This window comes from Pseudomonas sp. W2Jun17 (genome assembly GCF_023127795.1).
GTDB classification, from domain to species: domain Bacteria; phylum Pseudomonadota; class Gammaproteobacteria; order Pseudomonadales; family Pseudomonadaceae; genus Aquipseudomonas; species Aquipseudomonas synxantha_A.
The window spans coordinates 150,772-175,504 of record NZ_SPKO01000014.1 but is presented as its reverse complement, the minus strand read 5'-3'; the positions used below and the strand labels follow the sequence as shown (position 1 = coordinate 175,504).

At 59.7% G+C, this 24,733-nt stretch carries 24 protein-coding genes; 14 read left to right on the top strand and 10 right to left on the bottom strand.

Annotation, left to right across the window (positions count from 1 at the left end; translation table 11 throughout):
* Positions 1–36: 36 nt before the first annotated feature.
* A complete protein-coding gene (locus E4O98_RS11050) occupies positions 37–1,212 on the bottom strand; it encodes a CaiB/BaiF CoA-transferase family protein (protein WP_248134985.1) in 1,176 nt (391 codons plus the stop codon).
* Positions 1,213–1,369: 157 nt separating this feature from the next.
* Here E4O98_RS11050 and tusD point away from each other — a divergent pair, with 157 nt between their 5' ends.
* The 6 genes from tusD (at position 1,370) to E4O98_RS11020 (ending at position 4,806) form a co-directional block, all read left to right on the top strand.
* Positions 1,370–1,762 (top strand): sulfurtransferase complex subunit TusD, encoded by a 393-nt coding sequence (tusD, locus tag E4O98_RS11045; protein WP_005789072.1) that lies wholly within the window; start codon positions 1,370–1,372, stop codon positions 1,760–1,762.
* A gap of 1 nt (position 1,763) precedes the next feature.
* Positions 1,764–2,114, top strand: a complete 351-nt coding sequence (gene tusC / locus E4O98_RS11040) for a sulfurtransferase complex subunit TusC (RefSeq protein ID WP_032880631.1) — start codon at positions 1,764–1,766, stop codon at positions 2,112–2,114.
* Entirely contained in the window at positions 2,114–2,392 is a 279-nt protein-coding gene (gene tusB, locus E4O98_RS11035; RefSeq protein WP_248134983.1) for a sulfurtransferase complex subunit TusB, read from the top strand. Before tusC ends, tusB begins: the two co-directional genes overlap by 1 nt.
* A complete protein-coding gene (locus tag E4O98_RS11030; RefSeq protein WP_032880630.1) occupies positions 2,389–2,724 on the top strand; it encodes a TusE/DsrC/DsvC family sulfur relay protein in 336 nt (111 codons plus the stop codon). Before tusB ends, E4O98_RS11030 begins: the two co-directional genes overlap by 4 nt.
* The gene (locus tag E4O98_RS11025) at positions 2,721–3,722 is read left to right on the top strand and encodes a glycosyl transferase family protein (RefSeq protein WP_248134981.1); all 1,002 of its coding nucleotides are present in this window, start codon (positions 2,721–2,723) and stop codon (positions 3,720–3,722) included. Before E4O98_RS11030 ends, E4O98_RS11025 begins: the two co-directional genes overlap by 4 nt.
* 88 nt (positions 3,723–3,810) lie before the next feature.
* Positions 3,811–4,806, top strand: a complete 996-nt coding sequence (locus tag E4O98_RS11020) for a glutathione S-transferase family protein (protein WP_078821661.1) — start codon at positions 3,811–3,813, stop codon at positions 4,804–4,806.
* A gap of 114 nt (positions 4,807–4,920) precedes the next feature.
* Here E4O98_RS11020 and cysG read toward each other — a convergent pair whose 3' ends face one another.
* Genes cysG through E4O98_RS10990 form a run of 6 tightly spaced genes read right to left on the bottom strand, consistent with a single transcriptional unit; the run spans position 4,921 to position 12,424 of the window.
* On the bottom strand, positions 4,921–6,315 hold the full coding sequence (cysG, locus tag E4O98_RS11015) for a siroheme synthase CysG (RefSeq protein ID WP_032880627.1): 1,395 nt from the start codon (positions 6,313–6,315) through the stop codon (positions 4,921–4,923).
* Positions 6,316–7,596: a serine--tRNA ligase gene (gene serS, locus E4O98_RS11010; RefSeq protein WP_228308579.1), complete on the bottom strand. Its 1,281-nt coding sequence runs from the start codon at positions 7,594–7,596 to the stop codon at positions 6,316–6,318.
* A gap of 15 nt (positions 7,597–7,611) precedes the next feature.
* Entirely contained in the window at positions 7,612–7,986 is a 375-nt protein-coding gene (gene crcB, locus E4O98_RS11005) for a fluoride efflux transporter CrcB (RefSeq protein WP_005789082.1), read from the bottom strand.
* The gene (locus tag E4O98_RS11000; RefSeq protein WP_032880626.1) at positions 7,986–9,308 is read right to left on the bottom strand and encodes a replication-associated recombination protein A; all 1,323 of its coding nucleotides are present in this window, start codon (positions 9,306–9,308) and stop codon (positions 7,986–7,988) included. The genes crcB and E4O98_RS11000 overlap by 1 nt, the downstream gene beginning before the upstream one ends.
* A gap of 27 nt (positions 9,309–9,335) precedes the next feature.
* Positions 9,336–9,959: an outer membrane lipoprotein chaperone LolA gene (gene lolA, locus E4O98_RS10995; protein WP_032880625.1), complete on the bottom strand. Its 624-nt coding sequence runs from the start codon at positions 9,957–9,959 to the stop codon at positions 9,336–9,338.
* Between the two features lie 56 nt (positions 9,960–10,015).
* The gene (locus E4O98_RS10990) at positions 10,016–12,424 is read right to left on the bottom strand and encodes a DNA translocase FtsK (protein WP_005789085.1); all 2,409 of its coding nucleotides are present in this window, start codon (positions 12,422–12,424) and stop codon (positions 10,016–10,018) included.
* Positions 12,425–12,923: 499 nt separating this feature from the next.
* Between E4O98_RS10990 and aat the strand changes: the two genes are divergently transcribed.
* From aat to infA, 3 genes are all read left to right on the top strand, one after another.
* Positions 12,924–13,604, top strand: a complete 681-nt coding sequence (gene aat / locus E4O98_RS10985; protein ID WP_005789086.1) for a leucyl/phenylalanyl-tRNA--protein transferase — start codon at positions 12,924–12,926, stop codon at positions 13,602–13,604.
* Between the two features lie 56 nt (positions 13,605–13,660).
* Entirely contained in the window at positions 13,661–14,368 is a 708-nt protein-coding gene (locus E4O98_RS10980; RefSeq protein ID WP_005789087.1) for an arginyltransferase, read from the top strand.
* A 100-nt stretch (positions 14,369–14,468) separates the two neighbouring features.
* Positions 14,469–14,687, top strand: a complete 219-nt coding sequence (infA, locus tag E4O98_RS10975; RefSeq protein WP_002553999.1) for a translation initiation factor IF-1 — start codon at positions 14,469–14,471, stop codon at positions 14,685–14,687.
* A gap of 247 nt (positions 14,688–14,934) precedes the next feature.
* Here the strand turns inward: infA and clpA are convergent, their stop codons facing one another.
* Together clpA and clpS are read right to left on the bottom strand one after the other, a co-directional pair.
* On the bottom strand, positions 14,935–17,205 hold the full coding sequence (gene clpA / locus E4O98_RS10970) for an ATP-dependent Clp protease ATP-binding subunit ClpA (RefSeq protein WP_032880624.1): 2,271 nt from the start codon (positions 17,203–17,205) through the stop codon (positions 14,935–14,937).
* 29 nt (positions 17,206–17,234) lie between these two features.
* On the bottom strand, positions 17,235–17,603 hold the full coding sequence (clpS, locus tag E4O98_RS10965; RefSeq protein WP_005789091.1) for an ATP-dependent Clp protease adapter ClpS: 369 nt from the start codon (positions 17,601–17,603) through the stop codon (positions 17,235–17,237).
* Between the two features lie 218 nt (positions 17,604–17,821).
* Here clpS and E4O98_RS10960 point away from each other — a divergent pair, with 218 nt between their 5' ends.
* Positions 17,822–18,103: a cold shock domain-containing protein gene (locus E4O98_RS10960; protein ID WP_050549411.1), complete on the top strand. Its 282-nt coding sequence runs from the start codon at positions 17,822–17,824 to the stop codon at positions 18,101–18,103.
* Positions 18,104–18,177: 74 nt separating this feature from the next.
* Here E4O98_RS10960 and icd read toward each other — a convergent pair whose 3' ends face one another.
* On the bottom strand, positions 18,178–19,434 hold the full coding sequence (gene icd / locus E4O98_RS10955; RefSeq protein ID WP_005789095.1) for an NADP-dependent isocitrate dehydrogenase: 1,257 nt from the start codon (positions 19,432–19,434) through the stop codon (positions 18,178–18,180).
* Between the two features lie 493 nt (positions 19,435–19,927).
* On the opposite strand from icd, the gene E4O98_RS10950 reads away from it, so the two are divergent.
* The 4 genes from E4O98_RS10950 to hflD all read left to right on the top strand — a co-directional run bounded on the left by E4O98_RS10950 (position 19,928) and on the right by hflD (position 24,608).
* A complete protein-coding gene (locus tag E4O98_RS10950; protein ID WP_005789097.1) occupies positions 19,928–22,153 on the top strand; it encodes an NADP-dependent isocitrate dehydrogenase in 2,226 nt (741 codons plus the stop codon).
* A 204-nt stretch (positions 22,154–22,357) separates the two neighbouring features.
* On the top strand, positions 22,358–22,804 hold the full coding sequence (locus E4O98_RS10945; protein WP_223018500.1) for an NUDIX hydrolase: 447 nt from the start codon (positions 22,358–22,360) through the stop codon (positions 22,802–22,804).
* A 59-nt stretch (positions 22,805–22,863) separates the two neighbouring features.
* Positions 22,864–23,988: a tRNA 2-thiouridine(34) synthase MnmA gene (gene mnmA / locus E4O98_RS10940; protein WP_223018499.1), complete on the top strand. Its 1,125-nt coding sequence runs from the start codon at positions 22,864–22,866 to the stop codon at positions 23,986–23,988.
* Positions 23,985–24,608 carry a high frequency lysogenization protein HflD gene (gene hflD / locus E4O98_RS10935; RefSeq protein ID WP_017137510.1) on the top strand — a complete coding sequence of 208 codons (624 nt, stop codon included), beginning with the start codon at positions 23,985–23,987 and terminating at the stop codon, positions 24,606–24,608. The genes mnmA and hflD overlap by 4 nt, the downstream gene beginning before the upstream one ends.
* Positions 24,609–24,733 lie beyond the last annotated feature (125 nt).

The window sequence follows — 24,733 nt, the reverse complement described above, 5'->3', positions numbered from 1 at the left end:
GTGGGAGCTGGCTTGCCTGCGAAAGCGTCGGCTCAGTCAACCTACAACCTTGGCCTGACGCAATTCATCTATCCGCTGAGCACTGATCCCCAACTCCACCAACACCTCGTCACTATGCGCCCCCACCGCCACCCCAATATGCCTGGGCGCCGGCAACCCTTCTGAGAACTTCAGCGGGCAGGCCAATTGCGCTTGTGTCGAGCCATCCCCCCGGGGCACATGGCTGACCAGCTCCCGCGCCTTCAACTGCGGATGCTCAACAGCCTCCGCCAGGCTCAACACCGGCTCAACACACGCATCCACCCCGGCGAACAACTCGCACAGTTCCTCAAAACTGCGCTTCTCGAATTCCACCTGCAATGCCTGCTTCAAGGCCCCCTGCTGTTCAGGCTTCACGCTGTGGGCCGCCAGCTCCGGCCTTCCGAGCGCCTCGCACAATTGCTGCATAAAGGCCGGCTCCAAGCTGCCCACCGACATCCAGCGCCCATCGCGAGTGCGATAGTAATCGTAAAAACTCCCTCCATTGAGCACATGACTTTCCCACTCCGGCTCCACCCCGCAGGCCAAATAGCCGGCGCCAGCCATGGCGTTAAGGCTGAACGAACAATCGGTCATGCTCACATCCAGGTATTGCCCCACTCCGCTCTGCTGCCTGGCAATCACCGCCGCCAGCAAGCCCACCACCGCATGCAGCGAACCACCTGCCACGTCCGCCAGTTGCACGCCCAGCGGCAACGGCCCGCTGTCCCTCCGCCCGGTGTGACTGGCCACACCGGCCAACGCCAGGTAATTGATATCGTGCCCGGCGCGGTCCTTGTAAGGGCCGGTCTGGCCGTAGCCGGTAATCGACACATAAATCAACCCGGGATTGATCGCCTTCAGCGCCTCATAACCCAGCCCCAGGCGCTCCATGACCCCAGGGCGAAACTGTTCGAGCAGGATGTCATGACTCTTGACCAGCTCACGCACGATCTCCACCGCCTCGGCCTGCTTGAGGTCCAGGGCCAGGCTGCGCTTGTTGCGGTTCAAATACGCGTGGCTCGCCGAGGTACCGCGGTCATGGGGCGGCAACACCCGCAACAGGTCCATGCGCGTGGGCGATTCGATACGCAGCACCTGGGCGCCCATGTCTGCTAGCATCAACGAGGCAAACGGGCCAGGCAGCAAGGTGGAAAAATCCAGCACTTTAAGGGACGCCAAGGGACCTGACATACGGACTCCATCCGGGTTGCGAATCCCCACAGACTAGGCAGCCTTGCGCCTGCCGGCAATCGTCAGAACGATCAGCGACAGTGACCGTTTTGATCACGGCGGGCTTTTTCGCGGCGGCGGCTTTATCATTGGCCGACGTTTGTTGGCAGAGTCTCCCATGAAGTTCGCGATTGCACTGTATAGCGCCGCCCACGCGCCCTCCTCGCGCCGCGCCCTGCTATTCGCACAAGCAGCGCTGGCGGGCGGGCATGAGATTGTGCGGCTGTTTTTTTATCAGGATGGCGTGTACAGCGCGTCCAATAACATCGTAGCGCCACAGGACGAGCCAGACATTGCGCGCCAATGGCGCGAGTTTGTCAGCCAGCACCAGCTCGACGGCGTGGTGTGCATCGCCGCCGCCTTGCGCCGTGGTGTGCTGAACGCCGAGGAGGCCGCACGCTATCAACGCAGCGCGGTCAATCTGCAGGCGCCATGGGCGTTATCGGGCCTTGGGCAATTGCATGACGCGATCCAGGATGCCGACCGCCTGATCTGTTTTGGAGGGCCGTGAGATGTCCAAATCCTTATTGGTGATCAGCCGACAGGCGCCGTGGTCCGGGCCAAGTGCGCGGGAAGCACTGGATATCGTGCTGGCTGGTGGCGCGTTTGATCTGCCCATTGGTCTGCTGTTTCTGGATGACGGTGTGTTCCAGCTGGCGCCGCATCAGGCCGCCAAGGCCGTGCAACAAAAAGACCTGAGCGCCAACCTGCAGGCATTGGGCCTGTTCGGCATTGATGACGTGTTCGCCTGCGGCCACAGCCTGTCCGCACGCGGGTTGCTGCCGCCCGCCAACGCGCAGACGCTGCACAGCCAAGCCATTTGCGAGCTGATTGATCGTTACGACCAGGTGATTACCCTCTGATGGCGACTCTACATGTGGTGTCTCACTCTCCCTTTACCGACAGCCGCCTCGACAGCTGCCTGCGCATCTGCGGCGCTCAGGACGCAATCCTGCTGTGTGGCGACGGTGCCTACGCGCTGCACACGCCCGCCCTGCAAAGCAAAGGCGTGAAGGTCTTTGTACTGGCCGAAGACATGCAGGCGCGCAACCTGCCGCTTCCCGACTGGGCTGACAGCGTGGATTATCCAGGTTTCGTGCAACTGTCGATCGACTACGACAAGGTCAACACCTGGCTATGAACACCCTGACCGTCGGCACACGCAGCCTCGAACTGGACAAGGACGGTTACCTCGTCGACCTCAATGACTGGTCCGATGAGGTGGCGCACGCCCTGGCCGCTGCCGAAGCCCTGGAGCTGACTGCGGATCACTGGGAAATCCTCAAGCTGCTGCGCCAGTTCTATACCGAATTCCAGCTGTCCCCTGCCACACGCCCGCTGATCAAGTACACCGCCTTGAAACTGGGCCCGGAAAAGGGCAACAGCCTGCATCTAAACAAACTGTTCAACGGCACTCCCGCCAAACTCGCCGCCAAGCTGGCGGGCCTGCCCAGGCCGACGAATTGCTTATGACCGACTTCGCCCCCTTGACCCTCAACACGCCCGAAGAGCACCCTTTTGCCCAGTTCGTACGCATCCTCGGCAAAGGCAAGCGCGGCGCGCGCAACCTCACCCGCGAAGAAGCGCGGCAAGCCATGGGCATGTTGCTCGACGAAAAGGTCGAGGACACCCAGCTCGGCGCCTTTTTGATGCTGCTGCGTCACAAAGAAGAGAGCCCGGAAGAACTCGCCGGTTTCACCGAAGCGGTACGTGAACGCCTGGATGCACCGGCGTTGAACGTGGATATCGACTGGCCGACTTACGCCGGCAAAAAGCGCCATCTGCCGTGGTTTCTGTTGGCGGCCAAGTGCCTGGCGCAAAACGGTGTGCGCATTCTGATGCACGGCGGCGGTGCCCACACGGCGGGCCGGCTGTACACCGAGCAACTGCTGCAGACGCTGCAGATCCCGCTGTGCCGCAATTGGCAGCAGGTGGGAAGCGCCTTCGAGCAGGGCAACCTGGCCTTTATCCCGCTGGGCGACTGGGCGCCGCAATTGCAACGCATGATCGACCTGCGCAACACCCTCGGCCTGCGCTCGCCCATTCATTCCCTGGCGCGGCTGCTTAACCCGCTGAATGCGCGCTGCGGCCTGCAAAGCATCTTCCACCCGGGCTACCAGGGCGTACACCGCGATGCCAGCGGCCTGCTCGGGGACAATGTGATCGTGGTCAAGGGCGACGGCGGCGAGATCGAAATCAACCCCGACACCCTCAGTCACCTCTATGGCACCACCGGCGGCCAGAGTTGGGACGAAGAGTGGCCCGCGCTCTCCGCCCAGCGTCACGTCAAACCGGCGACGCTTGAGCCTGAACAGTTGAAAGCGTTGTGGCGTGGCGAAGTCGAGGACAACTACCCGCAACTGGCGCTGATCGCCACCATGGCCCTGGCGTTGCGCGGTCTCGGCCACCCGCGGCAACAGGCCTTCGAACTGGTCCAGCAATACTGGGATGCACGGGATAAATCGATTTAGTCGATCATTCACCCCCGGTCTTTGCGCTTTTAGTTCGAACTCATCCCTTTAGACTGGACTCCAACGTTTAACAGCCAAGGAGCCAGTCATGGGTTTGCTGATTGAAGGACAGTGGAAAGACCAGTGGTATGAAAGTAGCGCAGATGGCGCTTTCCAACGGGAACAGGCACAACGCCGCAACTGGGTGACCGCCGATGGCGCGCCCGGCCCGAGTGGCGAAGGTGGCTTCAAGGCTGAGGCTGGCCGCTATCACCTCTATGTATCCCTGGCCTGCCCCTGGGCGCACCGCACCTTGATCCTGCGCAAGCTCAAAGGCCTGGAAAGCCTGATCGACGTGTCAGTGGTCAGCTGGTTGATGCTGGAAAACGGCTGGACCTTCGACAAGGCCCACGGCTCCAGCGGTGACAAACTGGACGATCTGGCCTTCATGCACCAGCGCTACACCGCCGATACGACCGACTACACCGGGCGCGTCACCGTGCCGGTGCTGTGGGACAAAAAACTCAAGCGCATCGTCAGCAATGAATCGGCGGAAATCATCCGCATGTTCAACAACGCGTTCAACGGGCTGACCGGCAATACGCTGGATTTTTATCCCGACACGCTGCGTCCGACCATCGACGCCCTGAACGAGCGTATCTACCCGGCCGTGAACAACGGCGTATACCGCGCAGGTTTTGCCACGTCACAACAGGCGTATGAACGTGCGTTTGATGATGTGTTTGCCGAGCTGGATCATTTGGAACAACACCTGGGCCAGCATCGTTATCTGGCCGGTGAGTACCTGACAGAGGCGGATGTGCGGCTGTTTACCACGTTGATTCGCTTTGACGCGGTGTATTACAGCCACTTCAAGTGCAACCTGCGGCGGATTGCCGATTATGCGAATTTGTCGAATTGGCTAAGGGAGATGTATCAGTGGCCGGACGTGGCCGAGACGGTGGACTTTGCCCATATCAAGGGGCATTACTATGCCAGCCATCGCACGATCAACCCGACGGGGATTGTACCGAAGGGGCCGTTGCAAGAGTTTGACAACAGCCATGATCGGGCGCGACTTTCAGGTAAAGGTGTCTTTAGCTGATCTGGATTATCGGTTGTATTTGATGGCCTCATCGGGAGCAAGCCCCCTCCCACATTTTGACTGTGTTCACAAACCAAAATGTGGGAAGGGGCTTGCTCCCGATGCTTTTAAGGCTCAGACCTGAGACTGAGCCCCTTCGAACCATTTGAGCTTCTCGCGCAACACCACCACCTCACCCACGATCACCAGCGTCGGCGCATGTACTTCATGCTCCGCCACCATGCGCGGCAAGTCCGCCAGGGTGCCGGTAAACACACGCTGGTTGGAAGTGGTGCCCTGCTGGATCAAAGCCGCCGGTGTGTCCGCCGAGCGCCCGTGCTTGATCAACTGCTCGCAAATGATCGGCAAGCCAATCAAGCCCATGTAGAACACCAGGGTCTGCGACGGCCCGACAAGGTCCTGCCAGGGCAGATCCGACGTATTGTTCTTCAGGTGCCCGGTGATGAAGCGCACCGATTGCGCATAGTCACGGTGCGTCAGCGGAATCCCGGCATACGCGGCACAACCACTGGCCGCCGTGATCCCTGGCACCACCTGGAACGGGATGCCATGGGCCGCCAATTCCTCGATTTCTTCGCCACCGCGCCCAAAAATGAACGGATCACCGCCCTTGAGGCGCAGCACGCGCTTGCCTTGCTTGGCCAGGTCGACCAGTTGCTGGTTGATCTTATCCTGAGGCACAGCGTGGTCAGCACGCCGCTTGCCGACGTAAACTCGCTCGGCATCACGACGGCACAGTTCCAGGATCGCCGGCGCCACCAGACGGTCGTACAGCACCACGTCGGCCTGCTGCATCAGGCGCAAGGCACGAAAGGTGAGCAAGTCCGGGTCACCCGGGCCTGCACCCACCAGGTACACCTCGCCGGGTGCATAAGGTGGCGCGCCATTGACCTTTTCGATCAACAGGCGCTCAGCTTCATCGCCCTGCCCGGCCAGTTGACGGTCGGCAATCGGCCCTTGGAACACCTCTTCCCAGAACGCACGGCGCTGCTGCACATCCGGGTACAAACCTTTGACCTGGGCGCGAAAACGCGCGGCCAAACCGGCCAATTGGCCGTAGGTGGACGGAATCCAGGTTTCCAGCTTGGCGCGGATCAAGCGCGCCAGCACCGGCGCGTCGCCGCCGCTGGACACCGCAATTACCAACGGCGAACGGTCGACAATCGCCGGGAAGATCACGCTGCACAAGGCCGGCGCATCTACAACATTGACCGGCACGCAACGGCGCTTGGCCTCACTGGACACTTGCGCGTTCAGCGGCTCGTCGTCCGTTGCCGCGATGATCAGGGTGCAACCCTCCAGGTCAGCCTCCTGATAACCGCGCAAAATCAGTTCCCCGCCACTGCCCAGTACCAGTTCACGCAACTGGTCTTCGATCTGGGGAGCAACCACCCGCAGCAACGCACCGGCGTCGGCCAGCAGCCGGGATTTGCGCAAGGCAATCTCCCCACCACCGACGACCAACACTCGACTGCCGCGCAGGTTATGAAACAGCGGCAGAAATTCCATTTAGGCGATGACCTCAACGCCGCCCATGTACGGCTTGAGCACCTCAGGTACACGGATCGAACCGTCAGCCTGCTGGTAGTTTTCCAGCACGGCCACCAAGGTACGGCCTACGGCCAGGCCCGAACCGTTAAGGGTGTGCACCAACTCCGGCTTGCCGGTTTCCGGGTTGCGGAAACGCGCCTGCATACGACGGGCCTGGAAATCACCGCAGTTGGAGCACGACGAAATTTCGCGGTACTTGTCCTGGCTCGGTACCCACACTTCCAAATCGTAGGTCTTCACAGCGCTGAAGCCCATGTCGCCGGTGCACAGCGCCAGTACGCGGTACGGCAGCTCCAACAGTTGCAGAACGCGTTCGGCATTGGCGGTCAGGCCTTCCAGGGCTTCCATGGAAGTCGACGGCTCGACCACCTGCACCATCTCGACCTTGTCGAACTGGTGTTGGCGGATCATGCCGCGCGTATCGCGACCCGATGCGCCGGCTTCACTACGAAAGCACGGGCTGTGGGCAACCAGCTTCAACGGCAGTTGCTTGGCATCGAGGATTTCGCCGGCGACGATATTGGTCAGCGACACCTCGGCGGTCGGGATCAGGTACAGATCGGCTTCGCCGTCGCGAGTGATCTTGAACAGGTCTTCTTCGAATTTCGGCAACTGGCTGGTACCCATCAGCGCCGGCGCTTGGACCAGGTACGGGGTGTAGGCTTCTTCGTAGCCATGCTCACCGGTGTGCAGGTTGATCATGAACTGCGCCAGCGCACGGTGCATACGGGCGATCGGGCCACGCAGCAAAGCGAAACGGGCACCGGACATTTTTGCCGCGGTCTCGAAATCCAGGCCACCGGTCAATTCGCCCAGGGCCACATGGTCCTTGATCTCGAAATCGAAGGTTTTGGGCGTGCCCCAGCGGCGTACTTCAACGTTGCCGTCTTCGTCTTCGCCTACCGGCACGGATTCGTGGGGCAGGTTCGGAATGCCCAGCAGGATCGAATCCAGCTCGGTCTGGATGCCTTCCAGCTCGGTTTTGCCGTTGGACAGCTCAGTGCCCATACGCTCGACATCCGCCATCAGCGGTGCGATGTCTTCGCCGCGCTGTTTGGCCTGGCCAATGGACTTGGAACGCGCATTACGCTCAGCCTGCAGTGCTTCGGTGCGGGTCTGGACGGTCTTGCGCTGTTCTTCCAGCGCTTCGATGCGCGCAACATCCAAGGCAAAGCCACGGGATGCCAGGCGGTCCGCTACGTCCTGAAGGTTGCTACGTAACAGTTTGGAATCGAGCATGTCGGTCTCTCGTTATCAAAGTTTGGTCAAGGACAGGCCGGCCCAGGTGGCGAGCAGCCCGCCGAATACGCTGATGCCCAGGTACCCGAAGGCGACCAGGGCCTGCCCGCTTTCCAGCAGCCGCAGCGTATCCAGTGAAAAGGATGAAAAGGTCGTCAGACCGCCTACAAAACCGACAATCAAGCCGGCGCGAATTTCAATCGGCACTTCCGGGCGCAACAGGAACCAGCCGTACAACAGCCCGATAATCAAACAGCCCACCAGGTTGACTGCCAGGGTCGCCGCATAAAAATGCTTCGGCCACTGGGCGCTGACCCAGGTGCTGGTGGCGAAACGCAATAATGTACCAGCGATGCCGGCTGCGGACACGGCAAGAATCGTCTTGAGCACTACTTTCTCCGCTGACGGGGGCTGAGACGGTCGAGTTGGGCCAGATGGTTGAGCTTTTCGCCGATCTTCAGCTCCAGCCCACGGGGCACTGGCTGGTAGAGCGGCAACGGTTCCAGAGCATCGGGGAAGTAGTCTTCGCCGGCTGCATAGGCATCCGGTTCGTCATGAGCGTAGCGATATTCGTCACCGTAACCCAGCTGCTTCATCAGTTTGGTCGGCGCGTTGCGCAAGTGCATCGGCACTTCCAGCGAACCATGTTCAGCCGCCGCTCGCAGCGCCGACTTGAAGCCCATGTACACCGCGTTGCTTTTCGGTGCGCAGGCCAGGTAGGTGATGGCCTGGGCCACCGCCAACTCGCCTTCCGGGCTGCCGAGGCGCTCCTGCACCTCCCAGGCCGCCAGGCACAGGCTCAGGGCTCGCGGGTCGGCATTGCCGATGTCTTCGCTGGCCATGCGCACCACGCGACGGGCCAGGTACAACGGATCGCAACCGCCGTCGATCATGCGTGCGAACCAGTACAGCGCACCGTCCGGGTTGGAGCCGCGCACGGACTTGTGCAGCGCGGAAATCTGGTCGTAGAAAGCTTCACCGCCCTTGTCGAAGCGCCGGCGCGTATCACCCAGCAGGCTTTGCAGCAGATCGACGCCAATTTCACCGCCGTCTTCAGCCAGGTCCGAAGCGTTTTCCAGCAGGTTGAGAAAACGCCTGCCATCGCCATCTGCGGCGGTGAGCAGGATCTTGAAGCCTTCTTCACTGACGCTCAGATGGCGCTTGCCCAGGCCCTTGTCTTCATTCAAGGCCCGCTGCAGCAGCTTTTGCATCGCCGCCTCGTCCAGGCTTTTGAGCACGTAGACACGCGCTCGCGACAACAAGGCGTTGTTGAGTTCAAACGAAGGGTTTTCAGTGGTGGCGCCGATAAAGATCAAGGTGCCGTCTTCAACATACGGCAGGAACGCATCCTGCTGCGACTTGTTGAAGCGATGCACTTCGTCGACAAACAGGATGGTGCGCTTGCCGTACTGGCCGGCCTGCTGCTTGGCGACTTCCACCGCCTGGCGGATTTCCTTGACCCCGGCAAGCACCGCCGAGACCGTTTCAAAGTGGGCATCCGAGACTTTCGCCAGCAGCCGCGCCAGGGTGGTCTTGCCCACGCCCGGCGGGCCCCAGAAAATCATCGAGTGCAGCGCGCCCTGCTCCAGCGCTTCGCGCAAGGGCTTGCCGCGAGCGAGCAGGTGTTCCTGACCGACGTACTCATCCAGGTTGGTCGAACGCAAGCGTGCGGCCAGGGGCTGGGCAATCGGGTCACTTCGAAACAGATCCATGGGCAGCGCTTGAAACCTCTCGGCAGGTTATTCCTGGATCACGTCGGCACCCTTGGGGATGTCGAACTTGAACTTGGATGCATCCACAACGCCGTTGGCCTTGACGCCGGTGAACAGAATATTGGTGCGCTGACCCACGCTGTCGACCAGTTGCATGTCATTGATCAAACCGCCACGGAACGAAAGGCGAAGACTATCGAAAAGGGTGTCTTTGGCTTTCGGCTTGAGGGTGAAATCCATTACGTCACCGGTTTGCTTGGAAGTGATGTCAAAGCTATCGCTGATTTTCGACACATCGCCCGACAACAGCAACGCCGGCGTCTGATTCAAGCGCGGGTCGAGCTTCTTGATCGTGGCCTGCTCTAGATCCGGGTCCCATAAGGTGACCTTCTGGCCATCAGAAACGATGGTCTGCTCAGCCTTACCCTCGGTATGCCAATAAAAAAGCCCTGGACGCTGCACGGCCATTTCACCGGCAGTTTCCTGTAATTGAGTACCACCGGCATCCAGGGTCAACTGGGAGAAGCGCGAGGTCAGGGTTTTGGAGTCATTCAGCAGTCCGGTCAGGCGCGTTACGGCCTGTTCATCAGCGTGAGCCGAAACAGCGGTCAAGGCCAGTGCCGGCAACAACAGCATGCGGATAAAGCGCATGGGAGTCCTCATTGAGTAGTCAGGGCGGTGCCGCGTGTTACCACGCGGCACCGGGGTCAGTCGCGCATCTGCCCGGGGGCGATGATTTCACGCGAGCCGTTGGTGTTCATTGCAGTGACGACGCCGGCGTGTTCCATGGCTTCGATCATGCGGGCAGCGCGGTTGTAGCCGATTTTCAACTTGCGTTGCACTGCGGAGATAGAGGCGCGACGGCTTTCCAGCACGAAGGCCACGGCCTCATCGTACAGCGCGTCGGTTTCGGCATCATCGTCGCCACCGCCGCTGCCACCGTCAAAACCGCTGCCGGCCTCTTCGACGCCTGCGAGGATGTCGTCGTTGTATTCCGGGGCGCCGCGCAGTTTCCAGGCTTCGACCACGCGGTGTACTTCGTCATCGGACACAAAGGCACCGTGAACGCGAATCGGCAGGCTGGTGCCCGGCGGCATGTAGAGCATGTCACCGTGGCCCAGCAGCTGCTCGGCGCCACCCTGGTCGATGATGGTCCGTGAGTCGATCTTGCTCGATACCTGGAACGCCATGCGTGTCGGGATGTTGGCCTTGATCAGACCGGTGATCACATCCACCGACGGGCGCTGAGTCGCGAGGATCAAGTGAATCCCGGCGGCACGTGCCTTCTGGGCAATACGCGCGATCAGTTCTTCGACCTTCTTGCCGACGATCATCATCATGTCGGCGAATTCGTCGACCACCACCACGATGGTCGGCAGCTTGGTCAGCAGCGGTGCCTCATCGTGAATGTTTTCGCGTTTGTACAGCGGGTCGGTCAGCGGTTCGCCGGCGTCCTGGGCTTCCTTGACCTTGGCGTTGAAGCCCGACAGGTTACGTACGCCCATCTTGGCCATCAGCTTGTAGCGGCGCTCCATCTCGGCAACGCTCCAACGCAGGGCGTTGGCGGCGTCCTTCATGTCGGTAACCACCGGGCACAACAGGTGCGGAATGCCTTCGTAGATCGACAGCTCCAACATCTTCGGGTCGATCATGATCAGCTTGGCGTCATCCGGCCCGGACTTGAACAGGATCGACAGGATCATTGCGTTCACACCCACCGACTTACCGGAACCGGTGGTACCGGCTACCAGCAGGTGAGGCATTTTCGCCAGGTCGGTGATCACCGGCTTGCCGCCGATGTCATGGCCGAGGGCCAGGGTGACCGGCGATTTGAAATTGTCGTACTCGGGGGTCGACAGCACTTCGGAGAAACGCACGATCTGGCGGTCTTCGTTGGGAATCTCGATACCCACGGTGGTCTTGCCCGGGATCACTTCCACCACGCGAACGCTGGTCACGGCCAGGGAACGGGCCAAGTCTTTGGCCAGGTTGGAAATACGGCTGACTTTTACACCGGCGGCCGGCTGGATTTCGTAACGGGTAATCACCGGGCCGGGATGGATCGAATCCACCGACACTTCGACGCCGAACTCCTTGAGCTTGATTTCCAGCAAGTGGCCGACGGCCGCCAGGGATTCCGGGGAATAATTGAGCTGTTTCTTTTCTGCCGGGTCGAGAATCGAGATCGGCGGCAAGGTGCCTTCCACGGCGCTGTCGATAAACAGCGGGGCCTGTTTCTCTTTCTGTACGCGATGGCTGGGTTCCGGCGCCTTGGGCGGTGCCGGCGCGATCACCGGCGGCACCTGCTTCTCGCGGTCCGACATGTGCTTGCTCAGGGCTTGCTCACGCTCGATCAAGCGCTCCTTGACCTTGGCCTGCTCGCGCCGATCCGGCGTGCTCGGGGCCACCACCTCGTTGACACGAGTGTCCACCTCGCGAAGCTGCGCAACCATCTGCTTGCGCTCCACACGGGCAGCCCACCAGCGGTTGGCGGCGCCTTGGAACAATTCGAACAGATCAAGGGTGATCTTGCCGGTCACGTCCATCACCTTGAACCATGACAGGTCGGTAAAGACCGTGAGGCCGAACAGGAACAGCGCGATGAACATCAAGGTGCTGCCCTGGATATTCAGCGTGCGGCGCGCCAGGTCACCGAGGCTTTCGCCCAGCGCCCCGCCCGCACCCGCCGGCAGACCGGTGGGCGCATGGAAGTGAATATGCGCCAGCGCCGCGCCGGACAGCACCAGGAACACCAGGCCGATCAGGCGCCAGGAAAACAGCCAGCCGCTCCACTGCCACGGCTCGTGACGCTGGCGGAAGATCTGCCAGGTCTTGATCGCCAGCAGCAGCGGGAAAATGTACGCGAAATAACCCAGGATCATGAACAGGATATCGGCGCTGTAGGACCCTACCGGCCCACCGAAATTCTGCACATCGTCGATCTTGCTGTTATGGCTCCAGCCCGGATCGTCCTTGCCATAGGTGAGCAAGGCCATCATCAGGAACAGGCACAGGGCACCGATGGCAATCAGTGCGCCTTCCTTGAGTCGGTAATGCAGGTGCTGGCGCCAGGCCGGTACGACTGCTGCTTTAGGTGCTGCGGCGGATTTCTTCAAAACGGGTCTTTTCCTGCGCCTTTAGCGCGTCCATCTGTTGAATGACTACACATGACTGCCCTATCCCGAGCAGCTGAAAAATGAACGTATGTTGCTGAATCTACTTTTAACACCAGGTCACGGATAGGTGAAATGGCGATAACGCCACAATGGGCGCATTGTACGGGTTTGCGTGCGCGATGCCACACACTTGCCCTCCACCTGGCAGCCTTGGCAATCGAAGTGTCAAAGCCTGTTCAATTTGAGCATGCATTGCCTTTGCTGACAAAGGCTTATGAGCTGTATCTGGCAATCCAGGCAAACTTGGCAAATGGCTGGCATGTGCCAGCCCCGATTACGACCGCGCCTTATGCGCAGAGTTGCAGAAACACCCGCTCATGCTAATCCGGCCTCACGGCTTAATCGGGCTGGCCCCTTGGCGCCGGGTCGACAATAATCAACGCTTATGCGGCAGATGCCTTGTCTGCCACTCCCCTCCCCTTCCGTAAGCCTGGATGCCATGCTGACCTGGTTACAACGCGACAACCTGACTTTCCCGCCCCTGGCCAAGGCCATGCGCGAACCCAATGGCCTGCTCGCCGCCGGTGGCGACCTGTCGGCCGAACGCCTGATCCAGGCCTATCGCCATGGCTGCTTTCCGTGGTTCTCCGAAGGCCAGCCTATCCTCTGGTGGTCACCCGACCCACGCACGGTGATCTTCCCCGACGAACTGCATGTGTCCCGCAGCCTCGGCAAACTACTGCGCCAACAGCGTTATACCGTGACGTTCGACCAGGATTTCGCCGCCGTCATCCAGGCCTGCGCTGCACCGCGCGCCTACGCGGACGGCACCTGGATCACCGAGGGCATCCAGAACGCCTACCTGGCGCTGCACAAGCGCGGCTACGCCCACTCCGTGGAAGTGTGGGACCAGGGCGAACTGGTAGGTGGCCTGTATGGCCTGGCGATGGGCCAGCTGTTTTTTGGCGAATCCATGTTCAGCCGCGCCGACAACGCCTCGAAATTCGGTTTCGCCACATTGACCCGTCAATTGCAGGCGTGGGGCTTCGTGCTGATCGACTGCCAGATGCCCAATGACCACCTGCACAGCCTGGGCGCCCGTGCCATACCGCGCAGCGACTTCGCTGACTTGCTGCGCAAGCATTTGGACCAACCCAGCTCTGGGCCGTGGGTTTCGTAGGCGACTTTCGCCTACCTGGCTTACACTTATTCCAAAGCTTATCCCGAGGGTTGATCATGACCGAGCTGGCGCGCTTGAAGTTCTATGCCACTCAAGCCCACTCTTGCAGCTATCTGCCCGATGAGCAGGCCACCACGCTGTTCCTCGATCCCAGCCAGCCGATGGACGTGCACGTGTACGCCGACCTCTCGGAGATGGGGTTTCGGCGCAGCGGCGATCATCTGTACCGACCTCACTGCCAGAATTGCAACGCGTGTGTGCCGGCGCGCATCCCTGCCGCGCAATTTTTGCCCGATCGCAATCAGAAACGCATCCTCAAACGCAACGCCGACCTGACGGTAAACGCGGTCAAGCCGCAGTACAGCGAAGAGTATTTCGACCTTTATCAGCGCTACATCGAGCAACGCCATGCCGATGGCGACATGTTCCCGCCCAGCCGTGATCAGTTTTCGACCTTCCTGGTACGTGACCTGCCGTTCTCGCGCTTCTACGAGTTCCGCCTCGATGGACGGCTGCTGGCCGTGGCGGTGACCGACCTGCTGCCCAACGGCCTGTCGGCGGTGTACACCTTCTATGAACCCGAAGAGGAACGCCGCAGCCTCGGGCGCTTTGCGATCCTCTGGCAAATAGGTGAAGCGCTGCGCCTGGAACTGGAAGCGGTGTACCTCGGATACTGGATCAAGAACTGCAAAAAGATGAACTACAAGACCCAATATCGGCCCATTGAGCTGCTGATTAATCAAAGATGGGTCACACTTAACTAGAACCCCTTGGCTTGAACCCTCTTTTTCGGGCACAATGCACGCCGCTTTTGCCTGGCGCAGTTGCACCGGGCCATTCACTGGATACCGAGGGCTTTACTGCATGTCGAAAGAAGACAGCTTCGAAATGGAAGGCACTGTCGTCGACACCCTGCCCAACACCATGTTTCGTGTGGAGTTGGAAAATGGGCACGTCGTAACCGCGCATATCTCCGGCAAGATGCGCAAGAACTACATTCGTATTCTTACCGGTGACAAAGTGCGCGTCGAGCTGACGCCCTATGACTTGAGCAAAGGGCGCATCACTTACCGCGCTCGCTAAGCAAGTCAATACAAAACGCCCGGTTATGCCGGGCGTTTTTGTGTGTGCGCCATTTGCCCCAACAACACAAATCCCTGTGGGAGGGGGCTTGCTCCCGATAGCAGTGGGCCAAGCAACTAATCTGTTGCTGAACCACTGCTATCGGGAGCAAGCCCCCTCCCACATTGGATCTCGATTGTTCTGAGAATTGCATTTCAAGTCAGCAAAAAGGCGCCTTTCGGCGCCTTTTTGTGTTGCTGCAGAACGATCAGGCCATTTCTGCCGTGGTCTCGAACTCGAAGGTCAGCTCGCCGTCCTTCAGATCGATATGCACCACGCCGCCATGGTCGGAGAGTTCGCCGAACAGGATCTCTTCGGCCAGCGGCCGCTTGATCTTGTCCTGGATCAGACGCGCCATTGGGCGAGCGCCCATTGCCGCATCGTAACCGCCCTCTGCGATCCAACTGCGAGCCGCTTCCGTCACATCCAGCTGCACGCGCTTGTCTTCCAACTGCGCCTGAAGCTCGGTGAGGAACTTGTCCACCACGCTCTTGATAACCTCATGGCTGAGGCGACCAAATTGGATAATGGTGTCCAGACGGTTGCGGAACTCCGGCGTGAAGCTCTTCTTGATCACTTCCATTGCATCGGAAGAGTGATCCTGATGCGTGAAGCCGATAGACGCTCGCGCAGCAGTTTCAGCACCGGCGTTGGTGGTCATGATCACGATCACATTACGGAAGTCCGCCTTGCGCCCGTTGTTATCGGTCAGCGTCCCGTGATCCATGACCTGCAACAGCAGGTTGAAGACTTCCGGGTGAGCCTTTTCGATTTCATCGAGCAGCAGTACGCAATGCGGCTGCTTGGTGATCGCTTCGGTCAACAAGCCGCCCTGATCGAAACCGACATAGCCCGGCGGCGCACCGATCAGGCGCGACACGGTGTGACGCTCCATGTACTCGGACATGTCGAAACGGACCAGCTCGATACCCATGGCCTTGGCCAACTGCCGCGCCGCCTCGGTCTTGCCGACGCCGGTAGGCCCTGCGAACAGGAACGAACCGACCGGCTTGTCCGGCGACTTGAGGCCCGCGCGGGACAATTTGATAGCCGTGGACAGCGAGTCGATCGCCGCATCCTGACCGAACACAGTGAGCTTGAGATCGCGCTCCAGGTTACGCAGCAGCTCCTTGTCGGAACTGGTGACGTGCTTTGGCGGAATCCGCGCGATCTTCGCCACGATGTCCTCGACCTGAGGCACATCGATACGCTTCACACGCTTCTCGACCGGCTGCAGCCGCTGGTAGGCGCCCGCCTCGTCGATCACGTCGATGGCCTTGTCCGGCATGTGCCGGTCATTGATGTAGCGCGACGCCAGCTCAGCCGCCGCACGCAGGGCCTCATCGGTGTACTCGATGCCGTGGTGCGCTTCAAAACGCCCCTTGAGCCCACGCAGGATGCCAATAGTGTCTTCAACCGAAGGCTCGGACACGTCGACTTTCTGGAAGCGTCGCGCCAGGGCACGGTCTTTTTCGAAAATGCCGCGAAACTCCTGGAAGGTGGTTGAGCCGATGCAGCGGATATCACCCGAAGACAGCAATGGCTTGAGCAGGTTGGAGGCGTCCATCACCCCACCGGAGGCCGCACCGGCACCAATGATGGTGTGGATCTCGTCGATGAACAGGATCGCCTGCGGGCGTTTTTTCAGCTCGCCGAGCAGCGCCTTGAAGCGCTTCTCGAAATCGCCACGGTACTTGGTCCCGGCGAGCAATGCGCCCAGGTCAAGAGAGTAGACGACGCTGTTTGCCAGCAGGTCCGGCACCTGGTTGTCGACAATGCGCTTGGCCAGGCCTTCGGCAATCGCGGTTTTACCCACGCCCGCCTCACCCACCAACAACGGGTTGTTCTTGCGACGCCGCGCGAGAATCTGCGCTACACGCTCGACCTCGCTCTCACGCCCGACCAGCGGATCGATCCGCCCCTGTCGCGCCATCTCATTGAGATTGCTGGCATAGGCATCCAGCGGGTTGCTTGAAGAAGAAGACTCACCGCCCTCGTCGTCCTGCATATCCTGCTCGCCCTCGGAATGATCGCCGTGCCCGGGCACCTTGGAGATACCGTGGGCGATGTAATTGACGACATCAATACGGGCAACGCTCTGCTGCTTGAGCAGAAACACGGCCTGGCTTTCCTGTTCGCTGAAAATTGCCACCAGCACGTTTGCGCCTGTGACCTCACGCTTACCGGAGCTCTGTACGTGGAAGACAGCACGCTGCAATACCCGCTGGAAGCCCAGGGTTGGCTGGGTCTCGCGGTCCTCGTCATGCACGGGGATCAGTGGCGTGGTGGAGTCGATAAACTCCTGCAGATCATGCTTGAGTTTGTCGAGGTTGGCGCCGCACGCACGCAGAACGGTGGCGGCAGCTTCATTATCCAAAAGTGCCAGCAAAAGGTGCTCGACGGTCATGAACTCATGACGCTTCGAACGAGCCTCCTTGAAGGCAAGATTGAGGGTGACTTCGAGCTCGCGGTTTAACATAGCTTCACCTCATACCCAAGTGGTCGGCGTTAACCGTCCTTCTCGATTTCACAGAGTAGCGGATGCTGGCTTTCCCTGGCGTACTGGTTGACCTGCATGGCCTTTGTCTCGGCGATGTCGCGGGTAAACACTCCACATACTGCCCGTCCTTCTGTGTGAACGGCCAGCATTACCTTGGTCGCCAACTCGCGGTTCAGGTTAAAAAACACCTCGAGCACTTCGACGACGAAATCCATCGGTGTGTAGTCATCATTGAACAAAACCACCTTGTACATCGGCGGTGCCTGTAAAGCAGGCTTGGCCTCCTGAACAGCAATGCCTGCAGAACCGTCGTCGTCATGTTCCTGATCCGGGCGATCCTGATTGAATGTTAGTCGAATCTGGCTATTTGCATGCATGGAAAGAAAGGTTCGTCAGTGGTTCAATTACAGTGGTGGGGGCGAGCTGTCAGAATTTCAACTCTGACCGACTGGTCGCCTTGACTATCGGCAAATCGGTGTTACAACCAATAGAGCCCACAGTGGGTAAAAAAGGTCCGCGCAGTCAACCTTATTTATTCGGGTTAGGACGGATAAACTGGATGATACTCCAGTGATGGAGTCTGGTGCAGAGGGATATGGGAATGGCTAGTGGTAAGGTCAAGTGGTTCAACAATGCCAAGGGGTACGGCTTCATCAATGAAGACGGCAAGACTGAAGACCTTTTTGCGCATTATTCGGCGATTCAAGTGGAAGGCTACAAAACGGTGAAAGCGAATCAGCCTGTCACCTTTGATATCGTTCAAGGCCCAAAGGGAATGCAGGCCACGAATATCGTTCTCGTTGATACGCCTGCCACTACGAACGTCGAAAAGAAAAGCAGAAACACCGACTTACATTCAAAAAAGCAACACGCCTGATCAATTATTGAACAAAGCATTGAAAGCAAACCGGCCACCCCGAATCATCAGGGCGGCCGGTTCTCTCTGCCTGCTTACATATGCTTGATCAGCGCATCACCAAAGCCCGACGACGACACCAACGTAGCGCCATCCATCAGGCGCTCAAAGTCATAGGTCACGGTCTTGGCAGAAATCGCACCATTGGTGCCCTTGATGATCAAGTCAGCCGCCTCGACCCAGCCCATATGACGCAGCATCATTTCTGCCGACAGAATCAATGAACCCGGGTTGACCTGGTCCTTGCCCGCATACTTGGGCGCAGTACCGTGAGTGGCTTCGAACATCGCCACGGTGTCCGACAGGTTGGCTCCCGGCGCGATACCAATACCACCAACCTCCGCCGCCAAGGCATCGGACAAGTAGTCGCCATTGAGGTTGAGCGTGGCAATCACATCATACTCAGCCGGACGCAGCAGGATCTGCTGGAGCATGGCATCGGCAATCGCATCCTTGACCACCACATTCTTGCCGGTCTTGGGGTTCTTGAACTGCATCCACGGGCCGCCGTCGAGCAGCGTCGCGCCGAATTCTTCAGCCGCCACTTCGTAGGCCCACTCCTTGAAGGCGCCTTCGGTGAACTTCATGATGTTGCCTTTGTGCACGATGGTCAGCGAGTCGCGGTCGTTATCGACTACATACTGCAGGGCCTTGCGCGCCAGGCGCTTGGTACCCTCTTTCGACACCGGCTTGACGCCAATCCCGCAATCCTGGTCGAAACGGATCTTGGTAACGCCCATTTCCTCCTTGAGGAACTTGATCACCTTGATCGCCTCAGGCGAACCGGCTTTCCACTCGATACCCGCGTAAATATCCTCGGAGTTCTCACGGAAGATGGTCATGTCCACATCGCCTGGCTTCTTGACCGGGCTGGGCACGCCTTCAAACCAGCGCACCGGGCGCAGACACACATACAGGTCGAGCTGCTGACGCAGAGCCACGTTCAGCGAGCGAATACCACCACCGACCGGCGTGGTCAGCGGGCCCTTGATGGACACCACGTAATCCTTGACCGCGTCCAGGGTTTCCTGGGGCAACCAGGTGTCCTGGTCGTAGACCTGGGTCGCCTTTTCGCCGGCATACACCTCCATCCACGAGATTTTGCGCTTGCCGCCGTAAGCCTTTTCAACAGCTGCGTCGACTACCTTGATCATCACCGGGCTGATGTCGACGCCAATACCGTCACCTTCGATATAGGGGATGATCGGTTGGTCAGGAACATTGAGAGAATGGTCTGCATTGACGGTGATTTTGTCGCCGACTGCCGGAACCTGAATCTTCTTGTATCCCATGCTGAACTCCATCTATGGATTGAACATCTGGCTGCGTTCGAGCCTACTCCAGATAAATGGCGACCGAAACCTCGCGCCATGCTCATTTGCATCGAAAACAGCATAAATTGTCGCCTACAAGCCTGAAAGCAAAGGGAAAAGTGCCAATCTTGAGCACATCATTCAACTTTCGGCGTAACCCCACCCCTGCGACCTTTAGACCAATGGACGACACACCTTTTGTATGAAGGCTCTGCGTAAGCATAGCGACCTATGTATAATGCCGCCGCTGACCAAAGAGTCACGACGGTTGACCGCTCTAGACAGTAGCCTTCAGCCAGAAAGCAGGACTATTACAATAGTCCAAACGCTTGACGCTCGACTGATGCAACCCAACATCACCGCGAAGAAACCTCGACATTTCGCTCATGGATGACTTTGAACGAACGCGCTCCACCCGGCGCATCTCGAGTTTCTGCGCACGCTTTCAGCAAAGAAGAGAGTTAATCCGAATATGCCCACCCGCTCGAAGATCATCTACACCTTCACCGACGAAGCTCCAGCCCTCGCCACCTATTCACTGTTGCCTATCGTAGAGGCCTTCACGGCTTCCGCTGATATTGCCGTTGAAACCCGCGACATCTCCCTCGCAGGGCGCATCCTCGCAAGCTTCCCCGAGCAACTGGGCACCAAGGCTATCCCGGACCACCTCGCCGAACTGGGCGACCTGGCCGTAACCCCTGAAGCCAACATCATCAAGCTGCCTAACATCAGTGCCTCGACCCCGCAGCTGCAAGCCGCGATCAAGGAACTGCAGGCCCAGGGCTACGCCCTGCCGGACTACCCGGAAACCGTAACCACCGACGCGGAAAAAGAAACCCGTGCACGTTACGACAAGGTCAAGGGCAGCGCCGTGAACCCGGTACTGCGCGAAGGCAACTCCGACCGCCGCGCGCCGCTGTCGGTCAAGAACTACGCACGCAAGCACCCGCACAAGATGGGCGCCTGGGCTGCCGACTCCAAGTCGCACATTGCCCACATGAGCAATGGTGACTTCTACGGCAGCGAAAAAGCCGTACAGATCGAAGCCGCCGATGCTGTCAAAATTGCGCTGGTTGCTCAGGACGGCACCACCACCGTCCTGAAAGAAAAGACCAGCGTCCAGGCCGGCGAGATCATCGACACCGCCGTGCTGAGCAAGAAAGCGCTGCGCAGCTTCATCGCTGCTGAAATCGAAGACGCCAAGAAGCAAGGCGTGCTGCTGTCGGTTCACCTCAAAGCCACCATGATGAAGGTCTCCGACCCGATCATGTTCGGCCAGATCGTTGCCGAGTTCTATAAAGATGCCCTGGCCAAGCACGCTACCGTGCTTGAGCAGATCGGCTTCAACCTGAACAACGGCATCGGCGACCTGTATGCCCGCATCAAGGCCCTGCCGGCCGACCAGCAAGCGCAGATCGAAGCCGACATCCAGGCCGTCTACGCCGCTCGTCCTGCCCTGGCGATGGTCAACTCCGACAAAGGCATCACCAACCTGCACGTGCCGAGCGACGTGATCGTCGACGCCTCGATGCCGGCCATGATCCGTGACTCCGGCAAGATGTGGGGCACCGACGGCCAGTTGCACGACACCAAGGCTGTGATCCCGGATCGCTGCTACGCCACCATCTACCAGGCGGTCATCGAAGACTGCAAGGCCAATGGCGCCTTCGACCCGACCACCATGGGCAGCGTGCCAAACGTTGGCCTGATGGCCAAGAAAGCCGAAGAGTACGGCTCCCACGACAAGACCTTCCAGATCAAGGCTGACGGCGTTGTTCGCGTCACCGACAGCCAGGGCAACCTGCTGATGGAACAGAAAGTCGAGGCCGGCGACATCTTCCGCATGTGCCAGACCAAAGACGCGCCGATCCAGGACTGGGTCAAGCTCGCCGTCAACCGTGCCCGTGCCAGCAACACCCCGGCTATTTTCTGGCTGGACCCCAAGCGCGCTCACGATGGCGTAGTGGTCGAGAAAGTTCAGGCGTACCTGAAAGACCACAACACCGAAGGCCTGGACATCCGCATCATGGCCCCGGTCGATGCGATGAAGTTCACCCTGGAGCGCACCCGCAAGGGCCTGGACACCATTTCGGTGACCGGCAACGTGCTGCGCGACTACCTGACCGACCTGTTCCCGATCATGGAACTGGGCACCAGCGCCAAGATGCTGTCGATCGTGCCGCTGATGAACGGCGGCGGCCTGTTCGAAACCGGCGCTGGCGGTTCGGCTCCCAAGCACGTTCAGCAGCTGCTGGAAGAAAACTTCCTGCGTTGGGACTCCCTGGGCGAGTTCCTGGCCCTGGCCGCTTCCCTTGAGCACCTGGGCGTGACCTACAACAACCCCAAAGCCTTGGTACTGTCCAAGACCCTGGACCAGGCTACCGGCCAGTTCCTGGACAACAACAAGTCGCCATCGCGCAAAGTCGGCAACATCGACAACCGCGGCAGCCACTTCTACCTGGCGCTGTACTGGGCCCAAGCCCTGGCCGCCCAGACCGAAGACGCTGCACTGCAAGCGCAGTTCGGCGAACTGGCAAAAACCCTGGCTGAGAACGAAGCAACCATCGTTGCCGAGCTCAACGCGGTACAGGGCAAGCCTGTGGACATCGGCGGCTACTACGCGCCGAACCCCGAGCTGACCAGCAAGGCCATGCGCCCAAGCAACACCCTCAATGCGGCAATTGCCAAGTTGAAGTAAGGTTGTAAGGATGCAAAGAAGCCCCGGCCCAGTGCCGGGGTTTCTGTTTGTAGGGACTTCATTGAAGAAACCCAATCAAATGTGGGAGCTGGCTTGCCTGCGATTACAGTCTGTCAGTTCATACAGGTGCAGCTGACCCACCGCCATCACAGGCAAGCCAGCTCCCACATTGACCGAGTCACCTTCCCGATACCGAGGTTTGCAATGACCTGGCTCCCCCACATCACCGTCGCCACCATCGTCGAAGACAACGGCCGCTTCCTGATGGTTGAAGAACTCAAGAGCGGCCGCGCCGTACTCAATCAGCCCGCCGGCCACCTGGACCCGAACGAAACCCTCACCGAGGCCGCGGTGCGTGAAACCCTCGAAGAAACCGGCTGGGATGTCGAGCCCACTGGCATCGTCGGCATTTACCTGTACACCGCACCGAGCAATGGCGTGACCTATCAGCGCGTATGCTTTATCGCCAAGGCGCTGAAACATCACCCGGACTATCAACTCGACGAAGGCATCCTGCGCGCCCGCTGGCTGACCCGTGACGAGCTGATGACCGTGCGCGATGACTGGCGCAGCGAGCTGATCATCCGCTGTATCGATGATTATCTGGCCGGCCACCGGCACAGTCTCGAATTGATCCGCCCTTCTCTTTAGCCTTAGCGGCTCGGGCCTGATAGAATCGCGTCCTTTTTCAAGACACCCGTTGAAACCCTATGCGTGATCCAGCCCCTTCTGACACACAAAAGAAGCGCGTCATCGTCGGCATGTCCGGCGGCGTGGATTCTTCCGTTTCCGCCGTTCTGCTCATGGAGCAGGGTTATGAGGTGGAAGGCCTGTTCATGAAGAACTGGGAAGAAGACGATGGAACCGAATACTGCACCGCCATGGACGACCTGGCGGACGCCCAGGCCGTGTGCGACAAGATCGGCATCAAGCTGCACACTGCCAACTTCGCCGCCGAGTACTGGGACAACGTGTTCGAGCACTTCCTGGCCGAATACAAGGCCGGCCGCACGCCGAACCCGGACATCCTGTGCAACCGCGAAATCAAGTTCAAGGCGTTCCTCGACTACGCCATGATGCTTGGCGCCGACCTGATTGCCACGGGCCACTACGTGCGCCGTCGCGATATCGATGGCCGCACCGAATTGCTCAAGGGCCTGGACCCGAACAAGGACCAGAGCTACTTCCTGCACGCCGTCGGCGGTGAACAGATTGCCAAGACCCTGTTCCCGGTCGGCGAACTGGAAAAGCCCGAAGTGCGCAAGATCGCCGAGCAACACGGCCTGGCCACCGCCAAGAAGAAAGACTCCACCGGGATCTGCTTTATCGGCGAGCGCCGCTTCAGCGATTTCCTCAAGCAGTACCTGCCGGCGCAGCCGGGCGAGATCAAGACCACTGACGGCGAAGTGATCGGCCGTCACCATGGCCTGATGTACCACACCATTGGCCAGCGCCAGGGCCTGGGCATCGGCGGCCTGAAAGACGCAGGTGAAGAGCCTTGGTACGTGCTGGTCAAGGATCTGCAAAACAACGTGCTTGTGGTCGGCCAGGGCAACGAACATCCGCTGCTGTTCTCCGGCGCCCTGCTCGCTTCCGAGATCTACTGGGTCAACCCGATCGACTTGAGCACGCCACGCCGCCTGACCGCCAAAGTGCGCTATCGCCAGAGCGACCAGCCGTGCACCCTGGAAAAAACCGCCACAGGTTACCGCGCGACCTTCGACGACCCGCAACGTGCGGTCACCCCAGGCCAATCCGTGGTGTTCTACGACGGCGAAATCTGCCTGGGCGGCGGCGTGATTGAAGTTGCGCAAGCCTGGAGCCATCCGGCATGAGCCCGACCCAGGAGCAATTGACGGCGCTTGGCGGGGTATTCCTGGCCGCCGTACTGGTGGACAAGATCGCCAAGACCGGCCAGGTCACCGAGGCAGGCCTGACCTGTATGCTCGGCAGCCTGCTGATCCGCGACCCCAAGGACACTCTGGAAGTCTACGGTGGCGACGACCTGGCCCTGCGTGAAGGTTATCGCGCCCTGATCGGCGCCCTCGAACGCGACCCGAGCACCCTGCAGCGCGAGCCGTTGCGCTACGCCCTGTCGATGCTCGGCCTGGAACGGCAGCTAGCCAAGCGCGACGACCTGCTGGAAACCATCGGCAAGCGCCTGCCGCAAATCCAGTCCCAGGTTGAGCACTTCGGCCCGGCCCACGAGAACGTAATCGCGGCCTGCGGGGCGCTTTACCAGGACACCTTGAGCACCTTGCGCCAGCGCATCCAGGTGCACGGCGACATGCGCAACCTGCAGCAACCCAATAACGCCTCGAAGATCCGCGCGTTGCTCCTGGCCGGCATTCGTTCGGCGCGGTTGTGGCGGCAGTTGGGCGGACATCGCTGGCAACTGGTGATCAGCCGACGCAAATTGCTCAAAGAGCTTTACCCGTTGATGCGCAACGAATAAGTCGCATCAGCAGGCCATTTTCAAGCCGTTACGCGTAATACGCCGGTCAGTTGGCAACGGACCGGCGGATTTTTTCATGTATGATACGCGCCCCATTTCGTTGCCCGACTGTCCGAGAACACCCC

What these genes read in the sequence shown, in the direction of transcription:
- E4O98_RS11050 (WP_248134985.1), bottom strand. Translation starts at nt 1,212, where the DNA reads ATGTCAGGTCCCTTGGCGTCCCTTAAAGTGCTGGATTTTTCCACCTTG.
- tusD (WP_005789072.1), top strand. Translation starts at nt 1,370, where the DNA reads ATGAAGTTCGCGATTGCACTGTATAGCGCCGCCCACGCGCCCTCCTCG.
- tusC (WP_032880631.1), top strand. Translation starts at nt 1,764, where the DNA reads ATGTCCAAATCCTTATTGGTGATCAGCCGACAGGCGCCGTGGTCCGGG.
- tusB (WP_248134983.1), top strand. Translation starts at nt 2,114, where the DNA reads ATGGCGACTCTACATGTGGTGTCTCACTCTCCCTTTACCGACAGCCGC.
- E4O98_RS11030 (WP_032880630.1), top strand. Translation starts at nt 2,389, where the DNA reads ATGAACACCCTGACCGTCGGCACACGCAGCCTCGAACTGGACAAGGAC.
- E4O98_RS11025 (WP_248134981.1), top strand. Translation starts at nt 2,721, where the DNA reads ATGACCGACTTCGCCCCCTTGACCCTCAACACGCCCGAAGAGCACCCT.
- E4O98_RS11020 (WP_078821661.1), top strand. Translation starts at nt 3,811, where the DNA reads ATGGGTTTGCTGATTGAAGGACAGTGGAAAGACCAGTGGTATGAAAGT.
- cysG (WP_032880627.1), bottom strand. Translation starts at nt 6,315, where the DNA reads ATGGAATTTCTGCCGCTGTTTCATAACCTGCGCGGCAGTCGAGTGTTG.
- serS (WP_228308579.1), bottom strand. Translation starts at nt 7,596, where the DNA reads ATGCTCGATTCCAAACTGTTACGTAGCAACCTTCAGGACGTAGCGGAC.
- E4O98_RS11000 (WP_032880626.1), bottom strand. Translation starts at nt 9,308, where the DNA reads ATGGATCTGTTTCGAAGTGACCCGATTGCCCAGCCCCTGGCCGCACGC.
- lolA (WP_032880625.1), bottom strand. Translation starts at nt 9,959, where the DNA reads ATGCGCTTTATCCGCATGCTGTTGTTGCCGGCACTGGCCTTGACCGCT.
- aat (WP_005789086.1), top strand. Translation starts at nt 12,924, where the DNA reads ATGCTGACCTGGTTACAACGCGACAACCTGACTTTCCCGCCCCTGGCC.
- E4O98_RS10980 (WP_005789087.1), top strand. Translation starts at nt 13,661, where the DNA reads ATGACCGAGCTGGCGCGCTTGAAGTTCTATGCCACTCAAGCCCACTCT.
- infA (WP_002553999.1), top strand. Translation starts at nt 14,469, where the DNA reads ATGTCGAAAGAAGACAGCTTCGAAATGGAAGGCACTGTCGTCGACACC.
- clpA (WP_032880624.1), bottom strand. Translation starts at nt 17,205, where the DNA reads ATGTTAAACCGCGAGCTCGAAGTCACCCTCAATCTTGCCTTCAAGGAG.
- clpS (WP_005789091.1), bottom strand. Translation starts at nt 17,603, where the DNA reads ATGCATGCAAATAGCCAGATTCGACTAACATTCAATCAGGATCGCCCG.
- E4O98_RS10960 (WP_050549411.1), top strand. Translation starts at nt 17,822, where the DNA reads ATGGGAATGGCTAGTGGTAAGGTCAAGTGGTTCAACAATGCCAAGGGG.
- icd (WP_005789095.1), bottom strand. Translation starts at nt 19,434, where the DNA reads ATGGGATACAAGAAGATTCAGGTTCCGGCAGTCGGCGACAAAATCACC.
- E4O98_RS10950 (WP_005789097.1), top strand. Translation starts at nt 19,928, where the DNA reads ATGCCCACCCGCTCGAAGATCATCTACACCTTCACCGACGAAGCTCCA.
- E4O98_RS10945 (WP_223018500.1), top strand. Translation starts at nt 22,358, where the DNA reads ATGACCTGGCTCCCCCACATCACCGTCGCCACCATCGTCGAAGACAAC.
- mnmA (WP_223018499.1), top strand. Translation starts at nt 22,864, where the DNA reads ATGCGTGATCCAGCCCCTTCTGACACACAAAAGAAGCGCGTCATCGTC.
- hflD (WP_017137510.1), top strand. Translation starts at nt 23,985, where the DNA reads ATGAGCCCGACCCAGGAGCAATTGACGGCGCTTGGCGGGGTATTCCTG.